Here is a 23,148-nt window from a genome sequence, read left to right on the forward strand (position 1 = left end):
AGATTTTTTTAGTAAAAGATAACCTATTTATACCTCAATTTTAGCAAAATCAGCTGGCTTGCTGTTTTATTGATTTAATTTCTATATTGCACTTAAATTACACCACATTAAATTATTTAAAAATCAAAGAAATGAAAGCATTGTCTACATTTGTTTTAGGTACACTCCTCTTTTCTTCCATACACATGCATGCACAGCAAAAAGCGAATTTAAAACTCAATCATATTGCTATATATGTCGAAAACCTCCAAATCAGTACTGCTTTTTATAAAGATGTTTTACAGCTAACGATAACGCCCGAACCTTTCCATGATGGTTTACATACCTGGTTCACCCTAGGCGAAGCGGGCAAACTACACCTCATCCAAGGAGCAAAGGGAGGAATTGCCCGCGATAAAAATGATCATTTATGCTTCAGTGTTTCAGATATTCAGGCATTTATTGCCAATTTAGATAACCGTGGCGTCGATTACTTTGATTGGCCGGGAAAAAAGGGAGAAGTTACCACAAGGGTAGATGGTGTTCACCAAATTTATTTTCAGGATCCTGATGGACATTGGATTGAAATCAATGATGAAAAATAATGCATGAGCTAATTGGCGAGTTCGCCAATTAGCTCATGAAATGCTAATGTCCTCCCGCTACTGGTCCAACATGCTCAATATTCTTAAACTTTTTAGAGCAATAAATACCGAATGCAAAAATATAAACGTAACACGCGATAGGTAAAATTAAAGATAATTGTACCCCTAAATGATCCGCTAAAGCACCTTGTATAACCGGAATAACGGCTCCTCCCAAAATAGCCATCACTAATAGTGAAGAACCTTGACTGGTATATTTTCCAAGTCCGGCAATAGAAAGGGTATAAATATTGGAAAACATAATGGAATTAAAGATGCCAATACCCAATATGGAGTACATGGCGTAACTTCCACTATTGATGGTACCTGAAGCTAATAAAATTGCGCTTATACCCGCAAAAATAGCCAATGTCCGTGCTGGAGCTGCTCTTCCCACTAAGAAGGCCAGTAAATTCAGGGCAATAAAAATCAGGAAGAAGCTCACTTGAGAAAATGTCAAATCAACTAAACTAAAAATGAGCAGAAAAACTAAAGCAGCTATCCCAATCATATAAATTAGTTTTTTTGCGGCCTGAATATTATGATTCAGGTATATGGCGCCTAAAAAGCGTCCGATCATGGCTCCACCCCAATACAACGCTAGGTAATTTTTGCTGATAGACTCTGTATACCCCATTACCTGCTCGAGAAAACTGATAATGAAACTACCAATCGCAACCTCTGCACCGACATAACAGAAAATTCCCAAAACACCTAGACGCAAATGTATAAATTTAAGTGCTCCTAAACCCCGCTCCTCTTTCTTTTCATCAGTCGTTTCAAAATTTGGTAACTTGACTGCAGAAATCAAAACCGCAACTAACAATAAAATACCAGCAAATATGATGTAAGGAATTCGGGTTGCTTGCGGACTGATCGTATCACTCCCGTCTGAAAAAAATTCAAAAATTAAGTGTCCACCCAATACTGGAGCGATAGTTGTACCCAAGGAATTAAAAGCTTGAGTTAAATTCAACCTACTGGAAGCCCCGTCTTCCGGTCCTAATAACGAGACGTAAGCGTTAGCAGTAATCTGTAGTATAGTAAACCCTAAACCAAGTACGAAAAGAGCGGTCAAAAACAATCCGTAAAGCGAAGATGTTGCAGCAGGCCAAAACAAGGCACATCCCAGAGCAGAAAGAATAATGCCGGCAATAATAGACTTCTTGTAACCTATTTTATTCACGGGATCACCCCATCTGGAAGACACCATAAAATAAACCAATGACCCAATAAAATAAGCTCCAAAAAAACAAAATTGAACCAGCATGGATTCAAAAAAGCTTAAACTAAAGAGTTGCTTTAGGTAAGGGATTAAAATATCATTCATACAAGTGATAAAACCCCACATGAAAAACAATAATGTAAGGGTAACCATAGGTACAATATACTGTTGGTTACGAGATGTGTTTGGTAAGGTACTCATTCAATAAGACGTTTAATATGATCAGCGGCCCATGGTTATTCAACAGTGAATAAAATGATCATGGATTTCGCTACGAATATACATTTTTTGTTAGCAAAAAAAACCAAAAATAGCGAAATAATGATTTTAAAACGTGTTAGCAACTTTATAATATAGGACTTGAAGTGTAACTGGTTCCTTGGATAGCTCCTCTGCGTTCAAGGGTTTTATCGATATAGGACTGGATACTCGACTTCCCTAAACCCCAATTTGGTGCAATAAGAAGTTCCTGATCCGCCAGACCAAAGGTACGTTGGATGATGATATCTGGACGCAACAACGGAATAAATTCACATAAGAAATCGGCATAGCTCTCTAAGCTAAAAACTGGGAAAGGGTTACGTCTATATTGCACACCCATAATAGAACCTTCAACAATATGTAAATGATGCAGTTTAACGAATTTGATTTGTGGAAAACGGTTGATTTCATCGGCATACCGTAACATCATTTCCTTGCTTTCCCATGGAAAACCAAAAATAGTATGTACGCAGATATCTAGTGGGCTATCTTTCACCAAATTCAAGGCGTTTTCTAATTCTTCATGCGAGCAGCCTCGGTTGATACGGTTTAATGTTTCATTATAGATGGATTCCATACCCATCTCTAGATCTACATCATAACGATCAGTATAGCTTTCCAATAGCGCTACTTTTTCAAAATCAATACAATCCGGACGAGTTCCTACAGACAGACCAACAACATGTTCAGGAGCAATGCTCAATGCTTCATCATACATTGCTTTTAGATAATGTACAGGGGCATAGGTATTGGTATTTGGTTGAAAATAAATAATAAATTTTTCCGCACGATAGCTGTTTATTGCCCGCTCAATACCTTCTTCTACTTGCTCCCGTATAGTAGGAAGTTTACGGGCACTATCAGGAGTAAAGGAGTCGACATTACAATACGCACAACCACCGAAACCTTTGCTCCCATCGCGATTAGGACAAGTAAGATTACCATCAACGATAATTTTGAAAACGCGCTTATTATTATATTTCTCTTTAAGGTATGCGCCGTAATGGTTGTAAGGCTTAACACCAAAATCCAGTAATGTACCCATGATAGGCACAAAGGTAACGAATTGAACGAACAAATAAACAATTTGTTTGGCAAGCTGTTAAGCTTATAATTTATTTTAGCTAAAAAGGAGGTTATGTATGAAAAGGGGACAGCGTATTTCTGGCACCCAAGATGAAGGACAAAATATCGTTATGGGCGCATCAACATCAGACAAAGCGTTTCGAGATCAAAAAATATTAAAAAGACATCAGGGATTACCCAATGCAGGATCCCGTTCAGCCGATTCAGGAGCGAGAACAGACAATGAAAAGCGTAAAAATTAATAGATTGTTTGTTTGACTGACTTAGAATATACCCTAAAAGGATTATTCGAAAAGTCACTATTTTGGTCGGAAGATAAAATTAAACGTTTTATCTTCCTCCTTGTATCCATTTGAAATTATATTGCTTTACTGGGTTTTTCATTCGTTCAGCGATGCGGATCAGTCGATCTGGTAAGCGCATTAAATAATCACGCGCTTTTTCGCCTGCCTCATTTAAGTTAGCCATCGCATCTACCTTCCATTCAACCAATAAATCTTTCAAAATATCGACATAATCAATAGCGGTATATACACCTAAGCGCTGTGCAGCATCTGAAAAATGTGAAAAAAGCTCACCTTGAGGTTCTCCAGCTTCTCGTAAAAAATGAGCGGGCATTACAATTTTCTTCTTCATCATATCTTCAAAGGCGACGAGCACTTCACTGGCATCGACCTCTGCAGCTTTGGATATAAAAGACATATAGGCTTTTGCATGACGTGCTTCGTCTGAAGCGATGACGCCACACATTTTAGCCAACAATTTATCGCCCGATTGTTTGGCCAAACCTGCTACCCTTCTATGGGAAACATTAGTAGCAAGCTCCTGAAACGAAGTATAAATAAAATTCCGGTAGGGATCTCTTCCGGTACCAATTTCAAAACCGTCCTGCAAGAGGTATTGAACAGATATTTCGAACTGTTTCATGTCCACTCTGCCTGATAAGTAGATGTACTTATTTAGCAAATCGCCATGGCGATTTTCCTCGGCTGTCCAAGCACGAACCCATTTCATCCATCCCCCCTGTTCATTTTTTTCCACATCTTCCACCATAGTTAACCAAGATTCGTAGGTAGGTAAAGCCTCTTCGGTAACCGTATCTCCTATCAAGACAGCCACCAAATCATAAGGTAATTCTTTAGCACTTTCCTGTAAATCTTTAACTTCTTGGAAAAAGGTGTCTCTTGAAGCATCGGGCAAAAAATCAGCAGGTTGCCACATATCCTCAACAGGTTTTAAGTAATCACTCATCTCATTGAGCATAAATGGCTCTAAGTAATGCATGACTTCTTTTCTCGATCCCTCTTGTATTGGTTGCATGGTGTTTTCCATATATGTAGACAAATATACAAAATAGATGTAAAATAACGATTTGTCTATCCTATACCAAAAACTTAAGAAAAGTTAATTGAATACATAATATTCACATTTACAATATATTGAAAACAAAATGACATCAAAAACGATTTTGAAATTAATGAAAATCATATTTCCCAATGCCTAAAGCTTTGTTTTACCGATGTTCAGTACCGGCTTATACGATTGAGGAACAGGTCTTTTTAGGTTTCTTTCCTTATTCATCAGATCCCGAAGCTCTGTACCCGATAGTTGATGTTCCTTTTTCGGGATTACTTTCTTTTTAGGTTTCTTCTTCCGCTTTCCCCACCAAATGATAAAACCTGTTATCGGTAAACTAGCACCAATCAGCGAAGCAAAAAAAGCAATCACTTTACCTGGCAAGCCTAAAATTGACCCCACGTGAATGTCGTAATTCATTTTCCGCAGTTTCACACCAAATGAAGCATCTTCGAATCTTGCTCCATAAACTTTATGCTTAGGCATTTCCTTTAAGGTATGTTGGTCAAATGCATAACTGACATTATCATAAAACTTACCAGCGCTTGGATAAATGGTAATATTTAATGTTGATTTCGGCCTGCTAGTATCCGGAAAATTATAATAAAATCCTTTTGCATCCGGATGCTGAGCAATAACTTTATTCCAAGCAATATCCATCGCTTTTTGTGGCGTATAGAATTTGCCCAGTTGTAACGAATCAGATTCGTTGCGTACAAAGCTTGGGAGGGAATCCCCTCCCGTTGTCGTCCAATAAAGCCCTTTACTAAACCATTCGATTCCGTAAACTATACCTGTACAAGCGATGGCAAAAACGATAAATAAAGAATAAAAGCCAAGGACATTATGGAGATCGTAATTCACCCGTTTAAACGTTCCCTTCCATTTAATAAAAAAGCTCCGCTCTCGTGTACTTTTATTCCATTTCTTCGGCCACCAAAGCACCATCCCTGTAATAAGGGTGATGACAAAGATCAGTGTACTGTAATTAACAATAGGCCTACCGATTTCATAGGGCAGCCATAAAAACCGATGTCCATTTAAGATAAAGCGAAAAAAATCGGTTTCACCTTCTTTACGTTCTTTTACACTGATAACTTCTCCCGTATAGGGATGGATACGCAGACTAGTTCCTCCTCTTCGCCCTTGTCCCAATCCAACAAATATCGCCTTACCTTGCTGGTAAGAGGCATAGGAAATTTTTTTGCCGGGAAACTGCTCATCCACTTTTGCCTGAAGTTGCGAAGGCGATAATACCGGTTTTTCTTGATAAGCCACTCGGGTTTCCGGTTCTATAATATATGTTGTTAGCTCGTCTTGAAATACCCAAATGCAACCCGTCACACAAACAATCACCATGATAATTCCGGTAATGAGTCCTAACCACAAATGTAACCATGCCGAGATACGATAAAAAAGTGAGCGGGAACTTTGTTTTTTGGGCTTACTGTTCATTTCATTTGATTTAAACATTACCTACGTTAACTTGATGCTTAATGAAAGTTTACCGGATTAATAGTTCAGTTTATGAATAGCTGTAATTGTACCGCCTTCTACTTTTAAGCCTTTTTTTGCGGTGGCAAGATTGGCATCAAACACGTAAACATAACTGCCTTCGCTAGCGGTAGTAATCCCTATATATCCCGTAATACCGTCCATGGGTGCATAATTATTGATTGAGGTAACGCTAGTAATATCATCCGGAGTTCCGCTTACCCATTTAAACGATTGTTCCGCAACATCTACAACGGCAAATTTCCTGGTTAAACCATCGATACTATTGGGTTCAGGATACATGGTTAGGATAAATTTATTCTCACCCAAATATGTCCATGCATCGATATGATACCCACCGGATATTTTTTCTATATTAAAAAAATACTGCTGATCAAATTCTTCTGTACTTGGATTGATTTTAACAATTGCAGATGGATTGGTTGTGGTAACCTTAGAACTATTGGTAGCCGCAGCAGGTGAAAAAGCGTAAACTTCACCCAGCTCCGTTTCAACCAAACCATTATTAAAATAAGCTCCAATATAGCTGGTACGGTTATCACGAATGACCTTTTCCACTTTTAAGTCGGGATAAGAAAACACGGCAACCCAGCTACTATCTGGGAAGGCCGTCCCGAAGGCATCTCCACAACATCCTTTAATACTCATATAGGGAGCATACACTTTATTTCCAACTTGTGTGGCCCAAGTAAAATGTGCCCGTTCACCATTTCCTGCAAGCTGCACAATGTTCACTTGTTCTTCACCAACAATGCTGTACTGCCGGGCATTTACCCGATACATTTGACAGAACTCATTGCCCGATCTAGGAACCTTCATCAATAAGACGTCATCACCTGCTGGAGCAAAAACCTGAACCGTTTCGGTTTGAAAATTAGAGACTTTGACTAAATGGCCTAAAGAATCCAACCTATATGTAGTAACTGCACCGGGATTTCCCTGTCCATAGAGCATGCTAAAAAAACGATTCTTATGTGTCACGTAATAGCGGTAAGAACCGTCCTGCTCAATTCCATTGCCCTGCGTGGTTATGGAGCCACTTTCCAAGTTATCTGCCAGTAAGAGGTAATCGGCTACACCTTCCGTTCCAACTGGTGTTGCTGTAACAACGTATTTTGACTTTCCGGTTAAATGGTCATCCCCATCATTGATATCAAAATATTCTAGAGGCTTATCGCATGCGGTAATATGCAGGAAAGCAAAAACGTATAATAGCTTATAAAGTGTTTTCATGATCATTGCTATTGTTGAAATCTTTTGTTAATATTTTTTTAAAAAGTAGCGTAGTTTGACATAAAATGCCCTTCCTGGTTTCTGCAAATAAAAATTATCGTATAATCTATTATCAACGATATTTTTGCATTCCAAACTCACGTTATACATCCCATTTGCTAAGGAATAAGTCACATTGACATCCTGATTCCATTGCCTCGGGATATCTCTTTTTGTTTCTTTATCTCCCTGACTTGGCCATGATAAATAATAGGCATGCACATAAAGAATATTATATCCGAAACTTAAGGTATTTCCCATCTTGCCTATATTATTAAAAAACAGCGACGCATCTCCGTTACCAAAGAGATAGGGCATATTCGGGATCCGGTCGCGGTATAGTGGGCTCTCCATGGTATATCCTTGTTCATATTTGGTATTGTTACGGAGATTTTGATAGGTCATATTTACGCCTGCGGTAAAAATGTTTTTGAATGAATAGCGCACTTCGCCATCAACACCAAGGTTAGTTACGTCCGCTAAATTGCCCATTACTTGTTTGGCTTCATTGCGGTTTAACATCGGACGGATGAAATCATGTGCATTACGGTACAGCAAATTAGCATCTATACTGAACCGATGTACTTGATTGATGTTCGTCTGATAACTCAAGCCCAAATTAAAATTATCGCTTTTCTCGGGGTCTAAATCAATATTCCCTTCAAGGTTCAAAAGATCACCGAAAAGTTCGTCGGTTTCTGGCAGCCGATAGCTTCTTTCATAGGAAGCCTTGAGCTGCAAAGTAGGCGTAAGAAAATAAGAGGTGGCTAAACCGTAGCCTAATTTATTGAAGCTGCTGTTTAATTCATTATAAGCAACATCTCCCCATCCTCCGCTTGGGTTATAACTCTGCGAATAGTTGTTGTGTTGATAAAAGTGTTTAACAAAAACAGAAGTGCTCCATTTTTCATTGGCGGTGAAGCGATACCCTAAGCCAAGGATATTCTTTTTGTTTTTCCGGGGCTGATCATACGCCGCATCTTGTGGAAACAATTCGTCCGAACCTTTACGGTTAAAGGTAGTGAGTACATCATTTAAATTGAACGAATGTTTGTCGTTCAAGGTATACGACAAGTTCGTGGTGAGTATACCGTTATTGTTTCTATATTTATACATGGACCGCTCTCGTTCGCTACCCACGCCATTATATCTTTTTGCCTCACCAAACCAATTGTACCGAACATAAGCGGTATCAATATTCTGCTCTCGCCCAACATTGATGTTACCTGTAATGCGCAAATCCAATCCTTTGGTAAAAAGGTCTTTTTTCATATATTTCAGACTCGGCATCACAATATTACCGCGTCTGTGCCAAGCCCCAAAGACACTTTCCATACGTGCACCTGTTTGTACTTCAGAAAAGTTTTTACCTAGTGTAACACCCAAAAGTAATTGATCAGCAAAAGGCTTATCCACTACTCCGACATTTACTATGGCCGTTTCATTATGGTATTGATCGTGGAAGCGCTTGAACTTCTTGTTTTGAAAAGTTTGCCCAGCCAAATTTTGCGCACTGAATATCGTTACCTTATAATCGTTATCCGAATAATTTTGAAAAGCATTTAGCTGAAACGTGAATCCTTTCGGCGTAGTATACGCAACATTTACAGCAGAACGATGCGTGTTAAAAGAACCATAGGAATAAGAAGCATCAATATAATTTTGTTTACCACCGGCAGTGACAATATTTACAGCACCGCCCAACGCGTCAGACCCCAACCAAACGGGAACCACACCTTTGTACACTTCTACACGTTCGGCTAAATTGATCGGTATGTTGTTAATCTGAAAAGAAGATCCGAAATTATCCATGGGTACACCATCAATAAAAAATTTCACTTGTTTACCGGTAAACCCGTTGAGCGAAAAATTAAAACTAGATCCTACTCCACCATTTTCACGTACACGGACTCCCGATACACGATCCAACGCATGCGAGAGGTCTAAGGTGGTGTTATGCAGCTTAGCGGCATCTAGCGAAGTAACATTATATGCTTGCCGGTTAACCTCTTGATTGGTGGTACGGCCAATTACCGACACTTCATCCATTTGAGTCATCTCGCTTTTCAACGAAAAATCAAGTATAACCTGTTGACCTTCGGCAACTCGTACTGATTTTACAGATTTCCTAAAACCTAGGGCTGAAACAGTAATCTGATATTGACCACTTTTCAAAGAGCTGAGCTTATAGCTACCCTGTTCATCTGTCTTGGCCCCTATGTTTCCCGCATTTAATGAAACGGAAGCGCCTGGTATCGCTATTCCTGCTGCATCGCTAACTTTACCTGAAATTGATCCTTTAGGTTGCTGTTGGGCATAGATCGAAAAAAAATGGATACAGAAGTACCCTAATAGCAAAATTTTCTTAATTTGCATTGCTTTTAATATTGACTAAGTGTTAAAAGTTTACCTGACAAAACGTTAGGCGGTCATACAGGTGCGAACTGTATGGCCGTTTCTTTGTTAGCGCAAAGATATTATTTTATTTAGAATAATTACAAATAAATTAATCGCTCCTTCAAAATTATAAATCGATTATGCCCAAATATCAACTCATCAAAAAAATATATTTGTGCTTACTTTGTTGTATACTCTTTTCCATGTTTCTGGAAGCACAAGAATTAAAGACTTTTTCACCAGTTCATTCGTCTGATACCAATCGGTACCTAGAAGGTCAATTATGGCCACGGGAAACCAAAGATCCATATGATCGATTTCCTGCCCGTGCAGAAAATATTGTCCGAAAAGTCGTATGGGATCTTTCCACTAGTACCGCGGGTGAACAAGTGCGATTTCGTACCAATGCACAAAAGATCGTAGTTAAATACCAAGTTAAAGGTAATCTGCAAATGCCGCATATGCCTGCCACGGGCGTCAGTGGTGTTGATTTATATGCTCGTGACCAAGATGGAAACTGGCGATGGTGTCATGGCCCCTATTCTTTTAAGGATACCATTCAATATGCCTTTAACATGACAAATGCGCAAGGGAAAGCTTTAGAATACACCTTATATCTTCCTCTCTATAATTCCGTAAGCTGGATGACTATACAGGTAGCCGACAGCTGTACCTTTGATCCTTTGCCCGTTCGTACCGAAAAACCAATTGTTGTTTATGGTACCTCCATCGCCCAAGGTGCCTGTGCTTCAAGACCGGGAATGGCATGGACCAATATATTATCCAGAAAATTGGATTTTCCTGTTGCGAACTTAGCTTTTTCTGGGAATGGGCGCTTGGAGCCTGAAGTCGTTGCCTTACTCTCCGAAATAGATGCTCGACTATTTATCTTGGATTGTCTACCCAATCTTACTAACCTATCGTATACTACGGCCATTCTAAAAAACAAAATCGTGCAAACCATTCACGATTTGCGTAAGAAACATCCCGAAGTACCTATTTTATTAACGGATCATGATGGTTACACAGACGGCGACAGTAATACCGAACGGAAAATCGCCTATGAACGTGTCAATACTATCCAACATCAAGTGTTTGATTCGCTCACTCAGCAAGCAGGTTTGCAAAAGCTATATTATTTAGAAAGAGAAGCCATTGGGCAAGATATAGAAAGCATGGTTGACGGAACCCATCCGAATGACATTGGTATGATGCACTATGCAGACGCCTATACTAAAAAAATCAATGAAATTTTTCAACAACATGACGATACGCTGGTTACGTGCATACCCAAGACCCAATATAGAGACGCTCCACTTTACTTTTGGACCGACAGGCATCAAGCCATCTTAAAATTAAACCAACGCTATCAACCTCACTTGGTATTGATTGGTAATTCCATCACACACTTTTGGGGAGGGTTACCCATTGGACCTGCGCGTGGAAAAGACTCCTGGAGTAAATACATTGATCAATACCGTCCACTTAATTTAGGTTTTGGTTGGGACAAGATTGAAAACGCGCTTTGGCGTATTTACCATGATGAACTTCAAGGAATTTCCCCAAAATATATTGTTGTTATGCTAGGTGTTAACAACCTGGGTACTAATACCGATAATGAAATTAAACGCGGAATGGAAAATCTGCTACAGGCGATCCACGTACGCCAGCCGAAAGCTCGGCTGCTATTAATGGGAATTTTACCCTGCAAAGATCGGGAGGAACGCGTATCTAAACTTAATCAACAGTATCAGCAATTAGCCCAGCAGCTCCAAATTTCTTTTGCCGATGCCGGTCCGCTTTTTTTGCAAAAAGATGGACGAATAAAGGAAAGCCTTTTCTCTGACGGGCTACATCCTAATGCCGAAGGATATGCGCTCTTAGGAAAATTTATAACGCGTAACCTTCCATAAAACAATCCCTTCGTTTCCTAAAGAGACAGTACCTTAAATTCGTTTAAGGCATCCGTAAACGTGGTAAATCGAGCAGGATATCCAGGCATTATCTTAGCTATACCTTTTTGTTTTACCGCTTTCGCCGCACGAGAAGTAGCCATTTCAACAGCCTCTTGTACACTAACGCCCAAGTATTGCACGGCATTGACCACAGCATCAGCCAATGAAATAGCAGCTCCGGCTAGATTACCCTCACTATTTAGGTATTCGTCCTGGATAAGCTGCGCATCAAATTCCTCCCATTGAAAGTGCTGCTTTTTCCTGCCGAGAAAAAGTGCGTCTGAAATGAGAAAAAACTTTTCCCGCTTAACCTTTGCTGCAATGCGTGCTGCAGCAAACGACACGTGTTTTCCATCAAGTACTACTGGTGTAAACACGGCATGGTGATCGAGGGCGGCACCCACCACCCCTGGTTCACGGTGCTGCAGCGGAGACATGGCGTTAAATAAATGGGTCACCTGATGAATGCCTAGATCAAAAGCCGCCATCGCTTCCGCATAAGTAGCATTGGTATGTCCTACAGACAACGCCATTCCTGCATCCAATAATACATGGAGTGTGTCTTCATCAAATACCTCAGGGGCAATGGTCATCTGTAAAATAGTCCCATGGCCGTACTGAACAATTTCTTCAATGAGTTTTTTATCTGGCTTTAAAATATATTTGGTTAGGTGTGCGCCTCGTTTTTTAACATGAATAAAAGGTCCCTCCAAATGCATACCTAAGATAGCAGATGTAGGATGCTGCTGTTGATACGATCGCACGGCGTCAATACCTTTGAAAATGTTCTCTATAGACGAAGTAATTAACGTTGGCAAAACATAAGCTGTCCCAGCGTCTATACAAGCTTTTTCCATGTCTGCTAAACAAAGGGTATCCGGTTTTGCTGTAAAATGAAAATGCTCACCACCATTTACCTGTATATCGAAGAAACCTGGGGCCAGGTTAGCGACGAGAATAGTTGCCTGTTCTTTTTCTCCTGGTTCTATAGCGTGAATATAACCATTCGTACAGGTAATAAGTTGCTCTTTCAACACACTGTTACCAGTAAATACAGTTTGTGCAAAGATCTTTTTCTCTCCTACCATGCATTTATTATTTTCTGTAAACTTAGTTAAAATTTGCTGCAACAACCAAAAGCTCAACAAGGCAAGTGCATATTACGCTACCTAAAACGCAAAACAAATAAAGCACCGAGCTGTTATTATAAATAGTAGAAGAGATGATTTAAAAAAGCCTATGGAATCCCGGATTCAGATCAATAAACAAACAAGTCCTATTATTGCCACAGCCTTACACGATGGCCATTACATTCCATCCGCATTTCATCCATACTTGCTTTTGGAAGATCATGAGCGGATGCGGGAGGAAGATCCCTACACAGCGTATATCGCTGATTTACCTATAAATAGCGTCGTTGCAGGTCATTCCCGATTTTTAACCGATCTTAACAGGCCAAAGGATAAATGCATTTACAAAACGCCAGACGATGCTTGGGGTTTACAGGTTTGGAAGGAACCACTACCAACAGCGCTCGAAAAACGCTTGCTGGCCTATTACGATCTCTTTTATCGTAAATTCGAGTTGTTATTAAAAGAAACCATAGCCATTCATGGTGCCTTTGTTGTACTTGACATCCATAGCTATAATTATAAGCGGAAAGGGGTACAGCAGGAGGCTTCATCAGCAAGAAAAAATCCAGAAATTAACATTGGCACAGCACATAATGCCCCCCACTGGCAAGATCTTATCCACCGCTTTACGGATTTTTTGGCACATACCACCATTCACGGGCATACACCTGATGTACGTGAAAATATTAAATTTAAAGGTGGAGAATTCTCCAATTGGATTTATCAGCATTATGGGCATTATGGCTGTACGCTATCCATTGAGTTTAAAAAAACCTTTATGGACGAATGGACTGGGCGTGTGGACATTAAGCATCTACATGATATCCATGATGCCCTTAACAGTAGCATACCCTTACTTAGTGCTGAATTGGCAAAATATAAACCGACGACCCTGTAACACGCAGTAAGACATGGCAGAAACAGCAAAAAAACTGATCAATCAAATTCAAGATAAATTAAAAAAAGGTGATCCCATACGAATTTCCTTACCCGGTAAAGGTACCTTAAAGATGGATAAGCATGTTCCCTTCCTCCTCATTTACCGAATTCCGGAAACGGGTAAGGACTTCTTTACCTATAACCTTACCCGCACAGAGTCTGCTTATCTTATTGCTCCAGATAACGAAGCCTGCCCCGTTGGCCTGATCGTTAATGTCATAGCAGATTATTTAGCTGATAAATTTGGCGGATTTATGCTTGTTGAAATTTGGTTAGCTGACCATGTAACCAATAAGGCATTTACCATACACCTCAATCAAAAAGGCGCCTTGAGTATGGCGACGAAATTAACAGAAGAATTGAGTAGCCTTCGCATCGGCAATCAATTCATTACAGCCAAACTAGATAAACAAAAGACATCGGTTGCTCCACCTAGGGCAAGCTCGTTAATTGACAAAACTGCTGCTAAACAGTCGGAAATCGTTCTCATCGGTGTAGAAATTGTACCGATTTATAATGATACGCAGACAGGTAAGCCTTATCCCCTTTTTGTGCGGGAATTGCGGACCGCTTTCGGTAAAGCCTTGCGGAAAAGTTTATTCGAGTTTGTACGGACGAACACCTCTTATAACATCACGCACTTTGAAATGCTAGGCACCACCGTTCTCGACGATAACGTTTGGAAAATAGATCAGGAACTTGCGGATTACAGCAATTTATTTGATTTTTTGTTGCTGGTAACCCCTATAAATGTTGCCGAAGCCTGGAAAAATTTCGCTAAGAACAACTACTTAAAATCACCTGTTTTCCACTATCGGCCCATGCCTATTGAACCCGAACTCATTAAACGTAAGATTTATAATTTACCGATAGAAGATATTTCAGATCCTACCATTGCTTTTCTTTTCCGTGATAAGAGAAAAGAAATCGACCGGATGCTCAACATGATGCTCGAGAGGGAAAAGCCCGATTTTATGCACAGCAGTTTACAGGTTTTTGGCAATATTGATGAGCATCTCTTAGAGGTAGCCCAAGCGATATTAGTGGCAGCAGATCCCAGACCAGAGGAAGCGACGGAAGAGTTATTGAATGCGCAGCAATTTGCCCAGCTGGCAGAAGATGAATTATTGTGGTTAAAGCAACAAGATGCATCGATTTTAACGGCTGTTCGAGTCCGCGATGATGTAGAGGGCGTTATGGTTTCTAGAGGAACATTAAATATTAATCGAAATTACAAAATATCCAAACGGCGAGCCTTTGCCTTAATTCAGCACGAAATTGGCACGCATGTCGTTACCTATTATAATGGAAAAGCGCAACCATTGAAGCTATTCTATATTGGTGTACCGGGTTATGAACAATTGCAAGAAGGATTAGCCGTATTTTCCGAATACCTCAGCGGCGGCTTAACCAATGAACGACTGCGCATCTTAGCTGCCCGTGTTATTGCTGTGAATCATATGATTACCGGAAATACGTTTGTAGACACCTTCTTTTTGCTGACCGATAAATATCAATTTAAGCCCCAAGACGCCTTTCATATTACCATGCGCGTTTACCGTGGTGGAGGTTTGACTAAAGATGCTGTTTACTTAAAAGGATTGCTCCATTTAATTGACTATATTAAGCAAGGAAAAGATATTGCACCACTCTTGATTGGAAAAATTAGGCAAGACTATATCCCTGTTATTAATGAATTAACCTTTAGAGGCTTATTATCAAAAATCCCTATCAAACCTCGATATTTAAATGATCCCTATGTAAAAAAACTAAACGATATAAAAAAAGGTGGAAATATCTTTACTATGCTAAACTAATAGGACATATACCTGTTATATGTGAAAACATAACCTTTAAACTCACTTACTGATGAAGATAGTATTCGTTGTGAATCAAGTACATAAGGAGACCCCTGACTATACCACTACGGGCTTAGCTTTGCAAGCCCATAAAATGGGACATGAAGTGTATTATATGGGTGTTGGCGATTTAGCTTATTTAGCCAATGAACAAATGGGCGGATTGGTGCGGAAAGCCCCCGATAGGCAGTTTCGATCGGCGGAAACCTTTATTGATGCTATAAAACAAGCAGAAAAAACACCAATTCAAACTTCGGGTATTGATGCTATTCTCTTACGGAATGACCCTTCGGCGGATTTAGAGAAGCGTCCTTGGGCACAACATGCGGGTATCGTATTTGGTCAATTAGCCCAAAAACAAGGTGTCGTTGTACTCAATGATCCTACAGCATTGTCTCAAGCTTCAAACAAACTGTATTTTCAATATTTTCCGAAAGAAGTTAGGCCGGCAACCATTATTACACGTAGTGTTGTTGATATTGAAACTTTTTACAAAACAAACGGCCATAAGATTATTTTAAAACCGCTACAGGGATCAGGAGGAAGGAACGTTTTTTTGATGAATAAACAGGAAGCCAAAAATATGAACCAAATTGTCGATGCCATTTGCCGTGATGGTTTTGTAGTTGCACAGGAATATCTACCCGCGGCCAGCAAAGGAGATATCCGTTTATTTCTATTAGATGGTGAACCTATTATTGTAAACGGCCACTATGCTGCTATTCATCGACAACAGAAGAAAGGTGAGATAAGAAGCAACATTCACCAAGGAGGTAAAGCTGGGAAAGCTCGTATTACCAAAAGAATAAAGGAAATTATTGATTTGGTAGGCCCTAAGTTAAAAGCTGATGGCATGTTTTTAACCGGACTAGACATTGTTGGAGACAAACTCATGGAAGTAAATGTTTTTAGTCCGGGCGGATTAGTACACGCAAGTGAATTATATGGTGAAGATTTTTATACACCGGTAATCACAGCTGTTGAACGTAAAGTAGCGTTGTTGAATAGCTAAGTAGTTGTTGGTTATTGGTTATTGGTTATTGGTTATTGGTTATTCGTTATTGGTTATTCGTTATTGGTTATTCGTTATTGGTTGTTGGTTATTGGTTGTTGGTTGGTTGTTTTGCTTATAGCTTACAGCCTATAGTTTTTTACTTTTGCCTTTTTACTTTTTACTTGCTAACATGGCAGATTCCCTTTACCAATTACGTATTATTTCCATTAAAGAAGAAACATCAGATACCAAATCTTTTCAGTTGGAAGCTACTGGAAAGCAAGCGATTTATTATGAATCCGGACAATTCCTTACCTTATGCTTCACGCACAGTAATGGAGAAGTAGTACGACGTAGCTATTCCATCAGTTCTTCTCCTCTTCTCAACGAGCCATTGACGATTACGGTCAAGAAAATACCCAATGGTGAATTTTCAAGAAAACTGGTCGATCACGCAAAAGTAGGTGATCTACTCAACAGTATGGGTACATCTGGTTTATTCACGCTACCTCTTATCGATAAAACAACACATAGGCATTTTTGCTTCCTCGCTGCTGGTAGTGGAATTACCCCTATATATGCTCATATTAAAACATTGCTTTTTGGCTCAGCGGCCACCATTTTATTAATTTATAGCAATCGTAATGCCCATAGCACCATTTTCTTTGACGAGTTACTGCGCTTAAAAGAACAGTTTACACAACGTTTCGTTATCGAGTTTCTGTTCAGCGAATCGCCCCTTTTAATGGAAAGCCGATTATCCCAGCCGGTATTCGATATACTCGCTCAAAAGCATGCTCTTTATAGTAACCATAAAACCCTTTTTTATTTATGTGGGCCAAGCGCTTACATGCGGATGATCCATATTAAACTACGTACAGAAGGGATCGCCTCTGAAAACATCAAAAAAGAACTATTCGTCATACAGGCACCAGCCTTCATACTTCCTGAACCGCCTGACAAGGAAGAGCATCAAGTAACGATACATTTTCGTGACCATGATGCGCAACTTGCGGTACAATATCCCGAATCGATATTAGCCGTAGCGAAGAAAAATGGAGTGGTCATTCCTTACAGTTGTGAAAATGGTCAATGTGGCTCCTGCGCTGTCAAATGTACACACGGTAAGGTGTGGATGCGTTACAACGAAGTATTAGGTGCTAAAGCTTTAGCAGAGGGGTATATTCTTACCTGTACTGGTTATCCAATTGAAGGTCCGGTAGAACTGATGTTATAGATTATTTAACATATCACACATAAATTGCTAAGCGCTATAGCGATCACTATCAACACCACCATACATAAACTGCTCATAAACAGTGTCCACCAACCCCTACTAGTCGTTTTTATAACTAGTGAAATCAATGATAACACAAAGGACACGATACCGAACAAGGGTATTAACGAAAGCAATACATTAAACCATTGATCATTATCGACAGCAAAGATCAAAACAAAAATAAATACCACCAAGAAAATGCTGATCAATGAATAATTAGCAATCTTGTTGGCCTGATAGCGCTTTTTATTGAGGTTATTACGATAAGGCATACATTACTTTTCCTAAATTATAAAATGGGCAAACCACCTCCGTTACTGTCTCTATTATCTATAAAGGGAATTAATTGTTGCGCACTATAATGCAACCATTCGCCTTTTTCATTACCATAAAAATACGTATCCCCTTTTTTCAGCATAGCCGGCCAGTTAATGATCAATGGCTTATGCTCCGGTCTATCAGCTAAAATGACATCATCATAGTCTTGTTGGCACAAGGGGCTTCCAAAAGCATTTAGCAACCCAGCTTTATCATCCTTAATATATAAAAATCCTTGGTGTCCATTGTAAGGAAACACCTGCTCATAGTTTGGTGTTACCAAGACCCGCCCAGAACTATCGGCCACACCTCGTAAATAAGCGTATGTGTCGTCCTGTCGTTGTGTTAACAAGAAATAACCATCTTCTAAATAACGGTATAGATTACGGTCATAGTCGTATTGAATCGGAACGAAAAGTTTTCCTTTTGCATTTGCAAAACCGTATTTCAACTGTTCGCCCGACTGTTGAAGCACCATAAAATAGCCATTTTTTAATTCCCATATATCCGTATAATTTAATGGTATTACCGTTTTACCATGTGTATCTACTATACCAACTTTCCCACCAACCGACACCTTTACATAGCCATGCGTTAAGCCCTCCATCGTCTCATACGGTTTAGGAATTAATTTACCACGGTTAACATCGAAAAGATAATACGCATTATTTTGATTAACGAGAAGATAATTCGTCTTTTCTAAAGCAGTCACTTTTTTAAAAGGAAGCAGTTTTATTGTTTCCGTTTTCGTGTTCAATAAAGCATAGGTGCTATCCTGTACCAACAGGTAGTTTCCCTTAGCCAATTCATAAATCGCTTGATACAAATTTTTGCACCATATTTTTCCATTACGATCCATCAAACCATAGTGATCATAGGCCTGTCCAATTTTGTAGTATTTAAAGAGCATGGTATCCTGAAAATCTAGCTTTTCATAACCATAACCTCCTTCCAATAAGGCTTGTCCTGTTAACGTATAAATATTTTCGGCATTTCCCTTTTTGGCGTACAACATTGCTCCTAAATCTGCACAACCAATTTTATCATATTTTACAGGAACGAGCATTTTACCCTTCATATTCAAAGCACCCCACCATCCATTTTCTTTCACCAATAAAACGCTAGGAGTGTCTATATCGCTGTCCTCTATTTCCTCATAGCCCTTGTTGGTGATTAACCTTTGCTGTACGGGGTCAAAGGCCCACCATTTTCCTGCCTTACGGAAGATGAGTATACCAAGCTTTTCCAGTACATCCATACGATTATAGTCTTTCGCGTCAAAAATGACTTTTCCCGAGGCATTTATTAGCACATGTTCTGCTTCCGCCCAAAAGAACTGTTGAAGTACCAATTTCAATGCTTGTTTATACATCGGTTCAACCAACATTTTTCCAGACGTGTCCGCAAGTCCGAATACGTTTTGCTTTTTTACAGAAACAAAAGGATTAACTGGGCGAAATGTATCCTCATCCAGACCTGTTATTTCTTCATAATCAAAATCTAAAACTTGTTTTCCGCTACCGGCAATCAGTCCATAACGCCCACCTTTCTCTAATGCCAGAAAGCCATTATTTAACAGGCAGGTATTGCTATATTCAGGTTCTTCAAAAGCTTTACCTATTGCCAGGTTATAAACCAAACGCGTACCATTCCGACTAAAACTCATGACCCATTCGTCGCTTCGCATTTGGTAATGATCGTGATCAAACACAAATGGAGCCAATACCTTACCTTCCATATTCACTACTCCCCATTTATTATTCTTTTTAGCTAAAAAATAATGGGGTGCATAACCACATCCGCCACAATAATCAACATCATCATACTGAATAGGCACCTGTAGCTGTTGGGTTAGTTTAGCATAGATGCCCCATTTGCCCTGATCTTTGACGGCAAAAAAGTTTTCGTTTAACTGTTGGACATCTTCGTAATATAATGGCAGCAATAATTTTCCATCGGTAGTACAAAGGCTGACCTTTCCATCTTTGGAAACTTTCCATAGCTGGTTTAACCGATGGTCTATTGTATCGTATATGGGATCTAACAACCAGTTGCCTTGAGCATCAAAAACGCCATACCTTTTTCCTGCCTGCACTTGGTAAACGGCTTCCTCCGAACCAGTATCCAAAGCCTCGCTACCTGCTGTTGTTATATTCCAGTAATCTACAATTCGATCAAATACCTGTTTGCCTTGAGCATTGATATACCAGCTTTTCCCTTCACGCTCCACACGGGCAAAGCCGTGTAAAAAAATCGATCCACCGGTATACTGCTGAGCAAAGACCAGCATAGGTAGGAAATTCATCCATAAGCACCAACGTATCGTATAAAATAAAGACATATGTATCAACAATGAATAGGTATATTACTCCATCTTTTGCGTGATTGTAAATGGTAACTTCTTCCCCATTTGGTCCATATAATGCCATATTGTACCAGACTTCACCATAACGGGAAATTTATTATCGCCATTGCTATAACCATTATCGTAATCAATTTCATCGTATTCTGGTTTTATCAATACCTGACCATCAAGCGTGGCAATCCCTTTTTTACTACCCAGCATAATTTCAAAAACGCCACGGTAACTCGTTGATATATCCGTATAAGCAAACGGTAACACCCATTTTCCAAATAGGTCACACACCCCTTTTTTGTCGCTTTTGGTAATGACCAACAATAGCGGATTACTTTCATACACCTGCTCAATCTGGTCATACTCGAAATCAAGTATGGGCTTCAATGAACCATATTTAATTAATCCTCTCTTCCCATTTTTACTAAATACCAACAGCGAATCATTCAGTTGTTGTTCAAACTTAAGTTCCGCCGCAACTATAGACTTCCCATGGCGATCGATGAAACCAATTTGACCTTGCTTTTTCACGTCAGCCCATCCTTGATAAAAGCTACCTACTTCATCATAGGTAGAAAAGCGTACCTCTTTTCCTTCATGATCAACAAACAGATTTCTATTAACGAAGCCATTGAGTTTTAATAATCCTTCCCGATAAATGGGATAACCATCGCTATAGGAGCCCCCATATTCCCATTTTGGATTTTGGTACAGGATATGGCCATCCAGATCAGTTAAAAAATAGCGATAGTCGTGTGCCTCATCGTAATAAGACTCCACAATCCGGTCGTTTGCCACTACATAAAACAATTTCCCCTCTTCCGGCTTACGAATAATATGACCTGAAGTATCGATTAACCCCTCTTGATCATCGGCACGAACAGACAACAAACAGCGATTTACCCATCGGATTTCATCCCATAAAGGCTTTGCCAACTCTTTACCATTGACTTGATAAAGGCCAATTTTACCTGCCAGCGTGACTCTGGCGTACCCTTCGAGCAGTTCATGTGTACCTAAAGGTGAAAAATAAGGTTGCTTTAAAAATGCAGTGTCTGTTCCTATTTCGATCTCATCAAAAATTGTAGGAATGATCGTATTACCCACAAGATCCACAAGTCCCTGTTTACCTTGCTTCGTAACAAGCAGATAGGTTTTCCCATTAAAGGTTGTTATAGACAGATAAAACTGATCAATTGCAGCTTGCTTACTTCCATCGGTATTAAACACCTGAATCCCTGCTTTATTTTCTGCTATAATGGCTATTATCCGATCTTCAATTTCTTTTTTTCGCTGTTTTTTGGATAAAGGATTCGGTATTTCCACCATAGATGGGTAATCATAATTATTCATTCCGTTGCCTCCCTTATTTTGCTGTTGATAAACATAGCCTATTTTGGAATAGCGAAGCGGAATGATTTCTTTACCTTGCTGATTGATTAAGCCGAACTGGCCATCTCGTTCGACTACTGCAAGTCCTTGAATAAAGGCATGAATCCGATCATATTTCGGTTCAATAAGCATTTTCCCCTGTGCATTAATGATGCCTTGTTGCTCCAAGCTATCCTTTACAGGCAATAACAGTGGGGCATTGGATAAAGGTGGTACATCGATCTGATTATATCGTTTGGCAGTCACTATTTTTCCCTGAGCATCAAGCAATCCACTTCCAGCATCATCACTAAATCGAAATAAAGGTAATTGTTGTTGATTAGCAACAACATATAAAAAATTATAAACCGGTTCTACCAGTACTTTTCCGTCCTCGCTTGCTAGGCCGACTTTTTCACCTTTTTCAATGCGGATTAGCTTTCCGTTCTCGGGTTCATAACTTACCGCATCATATTGTGTAGACATCAATACAGCACCAGTTTTATTATCAATCCAACCCCAAAGCCCATTTTCTTTTATGGCTGTTGTGTTATGTGACAATCCGGCTACCTCTTCGTAGCTTTTCTTCGTCAGTATACGGCCAATGGAATCGGCATAACCATAGCCTCCATTTTTCTGTAGCACGAAGCCATGTTGCGCATAGTCATCTCTGATTTCGTCGTATTCAAAAGGAATTATAATCATTCCGACACTGTCCAAAACGCCGTACAAGCCATTTTTTATGCAAATAATAGGTCCTTCGGCTGTATAGAGCGAGACCTTATCAATCATCACACTACCCGAACGGTGCAGCAGTTGTTTTTTATGCTGATATACTATCGTTGCGAAGTAGCCATCAAACGGAGCCGCTTCTTCGAGTGTAAGCGTTTTCTCCTGTCCGAAAAGGAAAAAAGGTATCCATACACTCATGCATAACAGATAAACTGGTAACTTTTTGCTGTGCATCATTTAACAAAAATAACCGCAAAAGGAACGTGGGTAAATAGCTGAAAAAAGGGATTTATAATCATATAAAAAGAGGGTATCTAAAAAGTCAAGATATGACGACATTTTTAGACACCCTCCCGGTTTTTCATGTGTGTTATAATCTAATCGATTTCACCAAGCAAAAGTAATTATTTATTAAATATACATAAATAGTTGTTTTCAGTGATTTTTATGTGGAATAAGTAAATTTGCGCGGAGAAA

At 39.5% G+C, this 23,148-nt stretch carries 17 protein-coding genes; 7 read left to right on the plus strand and 10 right to left on the minus strand.

Annotation, left to right across the window (positions count from 1 at the left end):
* The first annotated feature begins 131 nt into the window (after nucleotides 1-131).
* A complete protein-coding gene (locus tag ABD930_RS11400) occupies nucleotides 132-584 on the plus strand; it encodes a VOC family protein (protein WP_345231849.1) in 453 nt (150 codons plus the stop codon).
* A 43-nt stretch (nucleotides 585-627) separates the two neighbouring features.
* Here ABD930_RS11400 and ABD930_RS11405 read toward each other — a convergent pair whose 3' ends face one another.
* Together ABD930_RS11405 and mnmL are read right to left on the minus strand one after the other, a co-directional pair.
* On the minus strand, nucleotides 628-2,049 hold the full coding sequence (locus tag ABD930_RS11405) for a sugar MFS transporter (protein WP_345231850.1): 1,422 nt from the start codon (nucleotides 2,047-2,049) through the stop codon (nucleotides 628-630).
* Between the two features lie 145 nt (nucleotides 2,050-2,194).
* Nucleotides 2,195-3,154, minus strand: coding sequence for a tRNA modification radical SAM protein MnmL/YtqA (mnmL, locus tag ABD930_RS11410; protein ID WP_345231851.1), 960 nt, complete (start codon nucleotides 3,152-3,154; stop codon nucleotides 2,195-2,197).
* 97 nt (nucleotides 3,155-3,251) lie between these two features.
* Between mnmL and ABD930_RS11415 the strand changes: the two genes are divergently transcribed.
* Entirely contained in the window at nucleotides 3,252-3,437 is a 186-nt protein-coding gene (locus ABD930_RS11415; protein WP_345231852.1) for a hypothetical protein, read from the plus strand.
* Between the two features lie 88 nt (nucleotides 3,438-3,525).
* Here the strand turns inward: ABD930_RS11415 and ABD930_RS11420 are convergent, their stop codons facing one another.
* The 4 genes from ABD930_RS11420 to ABD930_RS11435 all read right to left on the minus strand — a co-directional run bounded on the left by ABD930_RS11420 (nucleotide 3,526) and on the right by ABD930_RS11435 (nucleotide 9,714).
* Nucleotides 3,526-4,515, minus strand: a complete 990-nt coding sequence (locus ABD930_RS11420; RefSeq protein ID WP_345231853.1) for an acyl-ACP desaturase — start codon at nucleotides 4,513-4,515, stop codon at nucleotides 3,526-3,528.
* A 180-nt stretch (nucleotides 4,516-4,695) separates the two neighbouring features.
* Nucleotides 4,696-6,006, minus strand: coding sequence for a PepSY-associated TM helix domain-containing protein (locus tag ABD930_RS11425; RefSeq protein WP_345231854.1), 1,311 nt, complete (start codon nucleotides 6,004-6,006; stop codon nucleotides 4,696-4,698).
* A 57-nt stretch (nucleotides 6,007-6,063) separates the two neighbouring features.
* Nucleotides 6,064-7,299, minus strand: coding sequence for a DUF4374 domain-containing protein (locus tag ABD930_RS11430; protein ID WP_345231855.1), 1,236 nt, complete (start codon nucleotides 7,297-7,299; stop codon nucleotides 6,064-6,066).
* Between the two features lie 27 nt (nucleotides 7,300-7,326).
* Nucleotides 7,327-9,714 carry a TonB-dependent receptor gene (locus ABD930_RS11435; RefSeq protein ID WP_345231856.1) on the minus strand — a complete coding sequence of 796 codons (2,388 nt, stop codon included), beginning with the start codon at nucleotides 9,712-9,714 and terminating at the stop codon, nucleotides 7,327-7,329.
* A gap of 161 nt (nucleotides 9,715-9,875) precedes the next feature.
* Between ABD930_RS11435 and ABD930_RS11440 the strand changes: the two genes are divergently transcribed.
* Entirely contained in the window at nucleotides 9,876-11,648 is a 1,773-nt protein-coding gene (locus tag ABD930_RS11440) for an SGNH/GDSL hydrolase family protein (protein ID WP_345231857.1), read from the plus strand.
* A 17-nt stretch (nucleotides 11,649-11,665) separates the two neighbouring features.
* On the opposite strand, the gene nagA is transcribed toward ABD930_RS11440, so the two are convergent.
* The gene (gene nagA, locus ABD930_RS11445; protein ID WP_345231858.1) at nucleotides 11,666-12,778 is read right to left on the minus strand and encodes an N-acetylglucosamine-6-phosphate deacetylase; all 1,113 of its coding nucleotides are present in this window, start codon (nucleotides 12,776-12,778) and stop codon (nucleotides 11,666-11,668) included.
* 151 nt (nucleotides 12,779-12,929) lie between these two features.
* Between nagA and ABD930_RS11450 the strand changes: the two genes are divergently transcribed.
* The 4 genes from ABD930_RS11450 to ABD930_RS11465 all read left to right on the plus strand — a co-directional run bounded on the left by ABD930_RS11450 (nucleotide 12,930) and on the right by ABD930_RS11465 (nucleotide 17,852).
* Nucleotides 12,930-13,721 (plus strand): N-formylglutamate amidohydrolase, encoded by a 792-nt coding sequence (locus ABD930_RS11450; RefSeq protein ID WP_345231859.1) that lies wholly within the window; start codon nucleotides 12,930-12,932, stop codon nucleotides 13,719-13,721.
* 13 nt (nucleotides 13,722-13,734) lie between these two features.
* Nucleotides 13,735-15,579 carry a peptidase MATCAP family protein gene (locus tag ABD930_RS11455; RefSeq protein ID WP_345231860.1) on the plus strand — a complete coding sequence of 615 codons (1,845 nt, stop codon included), beginning with the start codon at nucleotides 13,735-13,737 and terminating at the stop codon, nucleotides 15,577-15,579.
* A gap of 52 nt (nucleotides 15,580-15,631) precedes the next feature.
* Nucleotides 15,632-16,633: an ATP-grasp domain-containing protein gene (locus ABD930_RS11460; RefSeq protein WP_345231861.1), complete on the plus strand. Its 1,002-nt coding sequence runs from the start codon at nucleotides 15,632-15,634 to the stop codon at nucleotides 16,631-16,633.
* Nucleotides 16,634-16,805: 172 nt separating this feature from the next.
* Nucleotides 16,806-17,852 carry a 2Fe-2S iron-sulfur cluster-binding protein gene (locus tag ABD930_RS11465; protein ID WP_345231862.1) on the plus strand — a complete coding sequence of 349 codons (1,047 nt, stop codon included), beginning with the start codon at nucleotides 16,806-16,808 and terminating at the stop codon, nucleotides 17,850-17,852.
* A gap of 5 nt (nucleotides 17,853-17,857) precedes the next feature.
* Here the strand turns inward: ABD930_RS11465 and ABD930_RS11470 are convergent, their stop codons facing one another.
* From ABD930_RS11470 to ABD930_RS11480, 3 genes are read right to left on the minus strand one after another with little or no spacing between them, the layout of a single operon-like run.
* Nucleotides 17,858-18,166 (minus strand): hypothetical protein, encoded by a 309-nt coding sequence (locus tag ABD930_RS11470; RefSeq protein WP_345231863.1) that lies wholly within the window; start codon nucleotides 18,164-18,166, stop codon nucleotides 17,858-17,860.
* Nucleotides 18,167-18,183: 17 nt separating this feature from the next.
* Nucleotides 18,184-20,553 carry a WG repeat-containing protein gene (locus ABD930_RS11475; protein WP_345231864.1) on the minus strand — a complete coding sequence of 790 codons (2,370 nt, stop codon included), beginning with the start codon at nucleotides 20,551-20,553 and terminating at the stop codon, nucleotides 18,184-18,186.
* A gap of 24 nt (nucleotides 20,554-20,577) precedes the next feature.
* The gene (locus tag ABD930_RS11480) at nucleotides 20,578-22,869 is read right to left on the minus strand and encodes a WG repeat-containing protein (protein WP_345231865.1); all 2,292 of its coding nucleotides are present in this window, start codon (nucleotides 22,867-22,869) and stop codon (nucleotides 20,578-20,580) included.
* Nucleotides 22,870-23,148 lie beyond the last annotated feature (279 nt).

The organism is Olivibacter ginsenosidimutans (assembly GCF_039542865.1).
Taxonomy (GTDB): domain Bacteria; phylum Bacteroidota; class Bacteroidia; order Sphingobacteriales; family Sphingobacteriaceae; genus Olivibacter; species Olivibacter ginsenosidimutans.

Excerpts from the sequence above, each read along its gene's own strand:
- ABD930_RS11400 (WP_345231849.1), top strand. The coding sequence starts at position 132 with ATGAAAGCATTGTCTACATTTGTTTTAGGTACACTCCTCTTTTCTTCC.
- ABD930_RS11405 (WP_345231850.1), bottom strand. The coding sequence starts at position 2,049 with ATGAGTACCTTACCAAACACATCTCGTAACCAACAGTATATTGTACCT.
- ABD930_RS11440 (WP_345231857.1), top strand. The coding sequence starts at position 9,876 with ATGCCCAAATATCAACTCATCAAAAAAATATATTTGTGCTTACTTTGT.
- ABD930_RS11415 (WP_345231852.1), top strand. The coding sequence starts at position 3,252 with ATGAAAAGGGGACAGCGTATTTCTGGCACCCAAGATGAAGGACAAAAT.
- ABD930_RS11425 (WP_345231854.1), bottom strand. The coding sequence starts at position 6,006 with ATGAACAGTAAGCCCAAAAAACAAAGTTCCCGCTCACTTTTTTATCGT.
- ABD930_RS11420 (WP_345231853.1), bottom strand. The coding sequence starts at position 4,515 with ATGCAACCAATACAAGAGGGATCGAGAAAAGAAGTCATGCATTACTTA.
- ABD930_RS11450 (WP_345231859.1), top strand. The coding sequence starts at position 12,930 with ATGGAATCCCGGATTCAGATCAATAAACAAACAAGTCCTATTATTGCC.
- ABD930_RS11465 (WP_345231862.1), top strand. The coding sequence starts at position 16,806 with ATGGCAGATTCCCTTTACCAATTACGTATTATTTCCATTAAAGAAGAA.
- ABD930_RS11470 (WP_345231863.1), bottom strand. The coding sequence starts at position 18,166 with ATGCCTTATCGTAATAACCTCAATAAAAAGCGCTATCAGGCCAACAAG.
- nagA (WP_345231858.1), bottom strand. The coding sequence starts at position 12,778 with ATGGTAGGAGAGAAAAAGATCTTTGCACAAACTGTATTTACTGGTAAC.
- ABD930_RS11460 (WP_345231861.1), top strand. The coding sequence starts at position 15,632 with ATGAAGATAGTATTCGTTGTGAATCAAGTACATAAGGAGACCCCTGAC.
- ABD930_RS11435 (WP_345231856.1), bottom strand. The coding sequence starts at position 9,714 with ATGCAAATTAAGAAAATTTTGCTATTAGGGTACTTCTGTATCCATTTT.
- ABD930_RS11480 (WP_345231865.1), bottom strand. The coding sequence starts at position 22,869 with ATGAGTGTATGGATACCTTTTTTCCTTTTCGGACAGGAGAAAACGCTT.
- ABD930_RS11475 (WP_345231864.1), bottom strand. The coding sequence starts at position 20,553 with ATGTCTTTATTTTATACGATACGTTGGTGCTTATGGATGAATTTCCTA.
- ABD930_RS11455 (WP_345231860.1), top strand. The coding sequence starts at position 13,735 with ATGGCAGAAACAGCAAAAAAACTGATCAATCAAATTCAAGATAAATTA.
- mnmL (WP_345231851.1), bottom strand. The coding sequence starts at position 3,154 with ATGGGTACATTACTGGATTTTGGTGTTAAGCCTTACAACCATTACGGC.
- ABD930_RS11430 (WP_345231855.1), bottom strand. The coding sequence starts at position 7,299 with ATGAAAACACTTTATAAGCTATTATACGTTTTTGCTTTCCTGCATATT.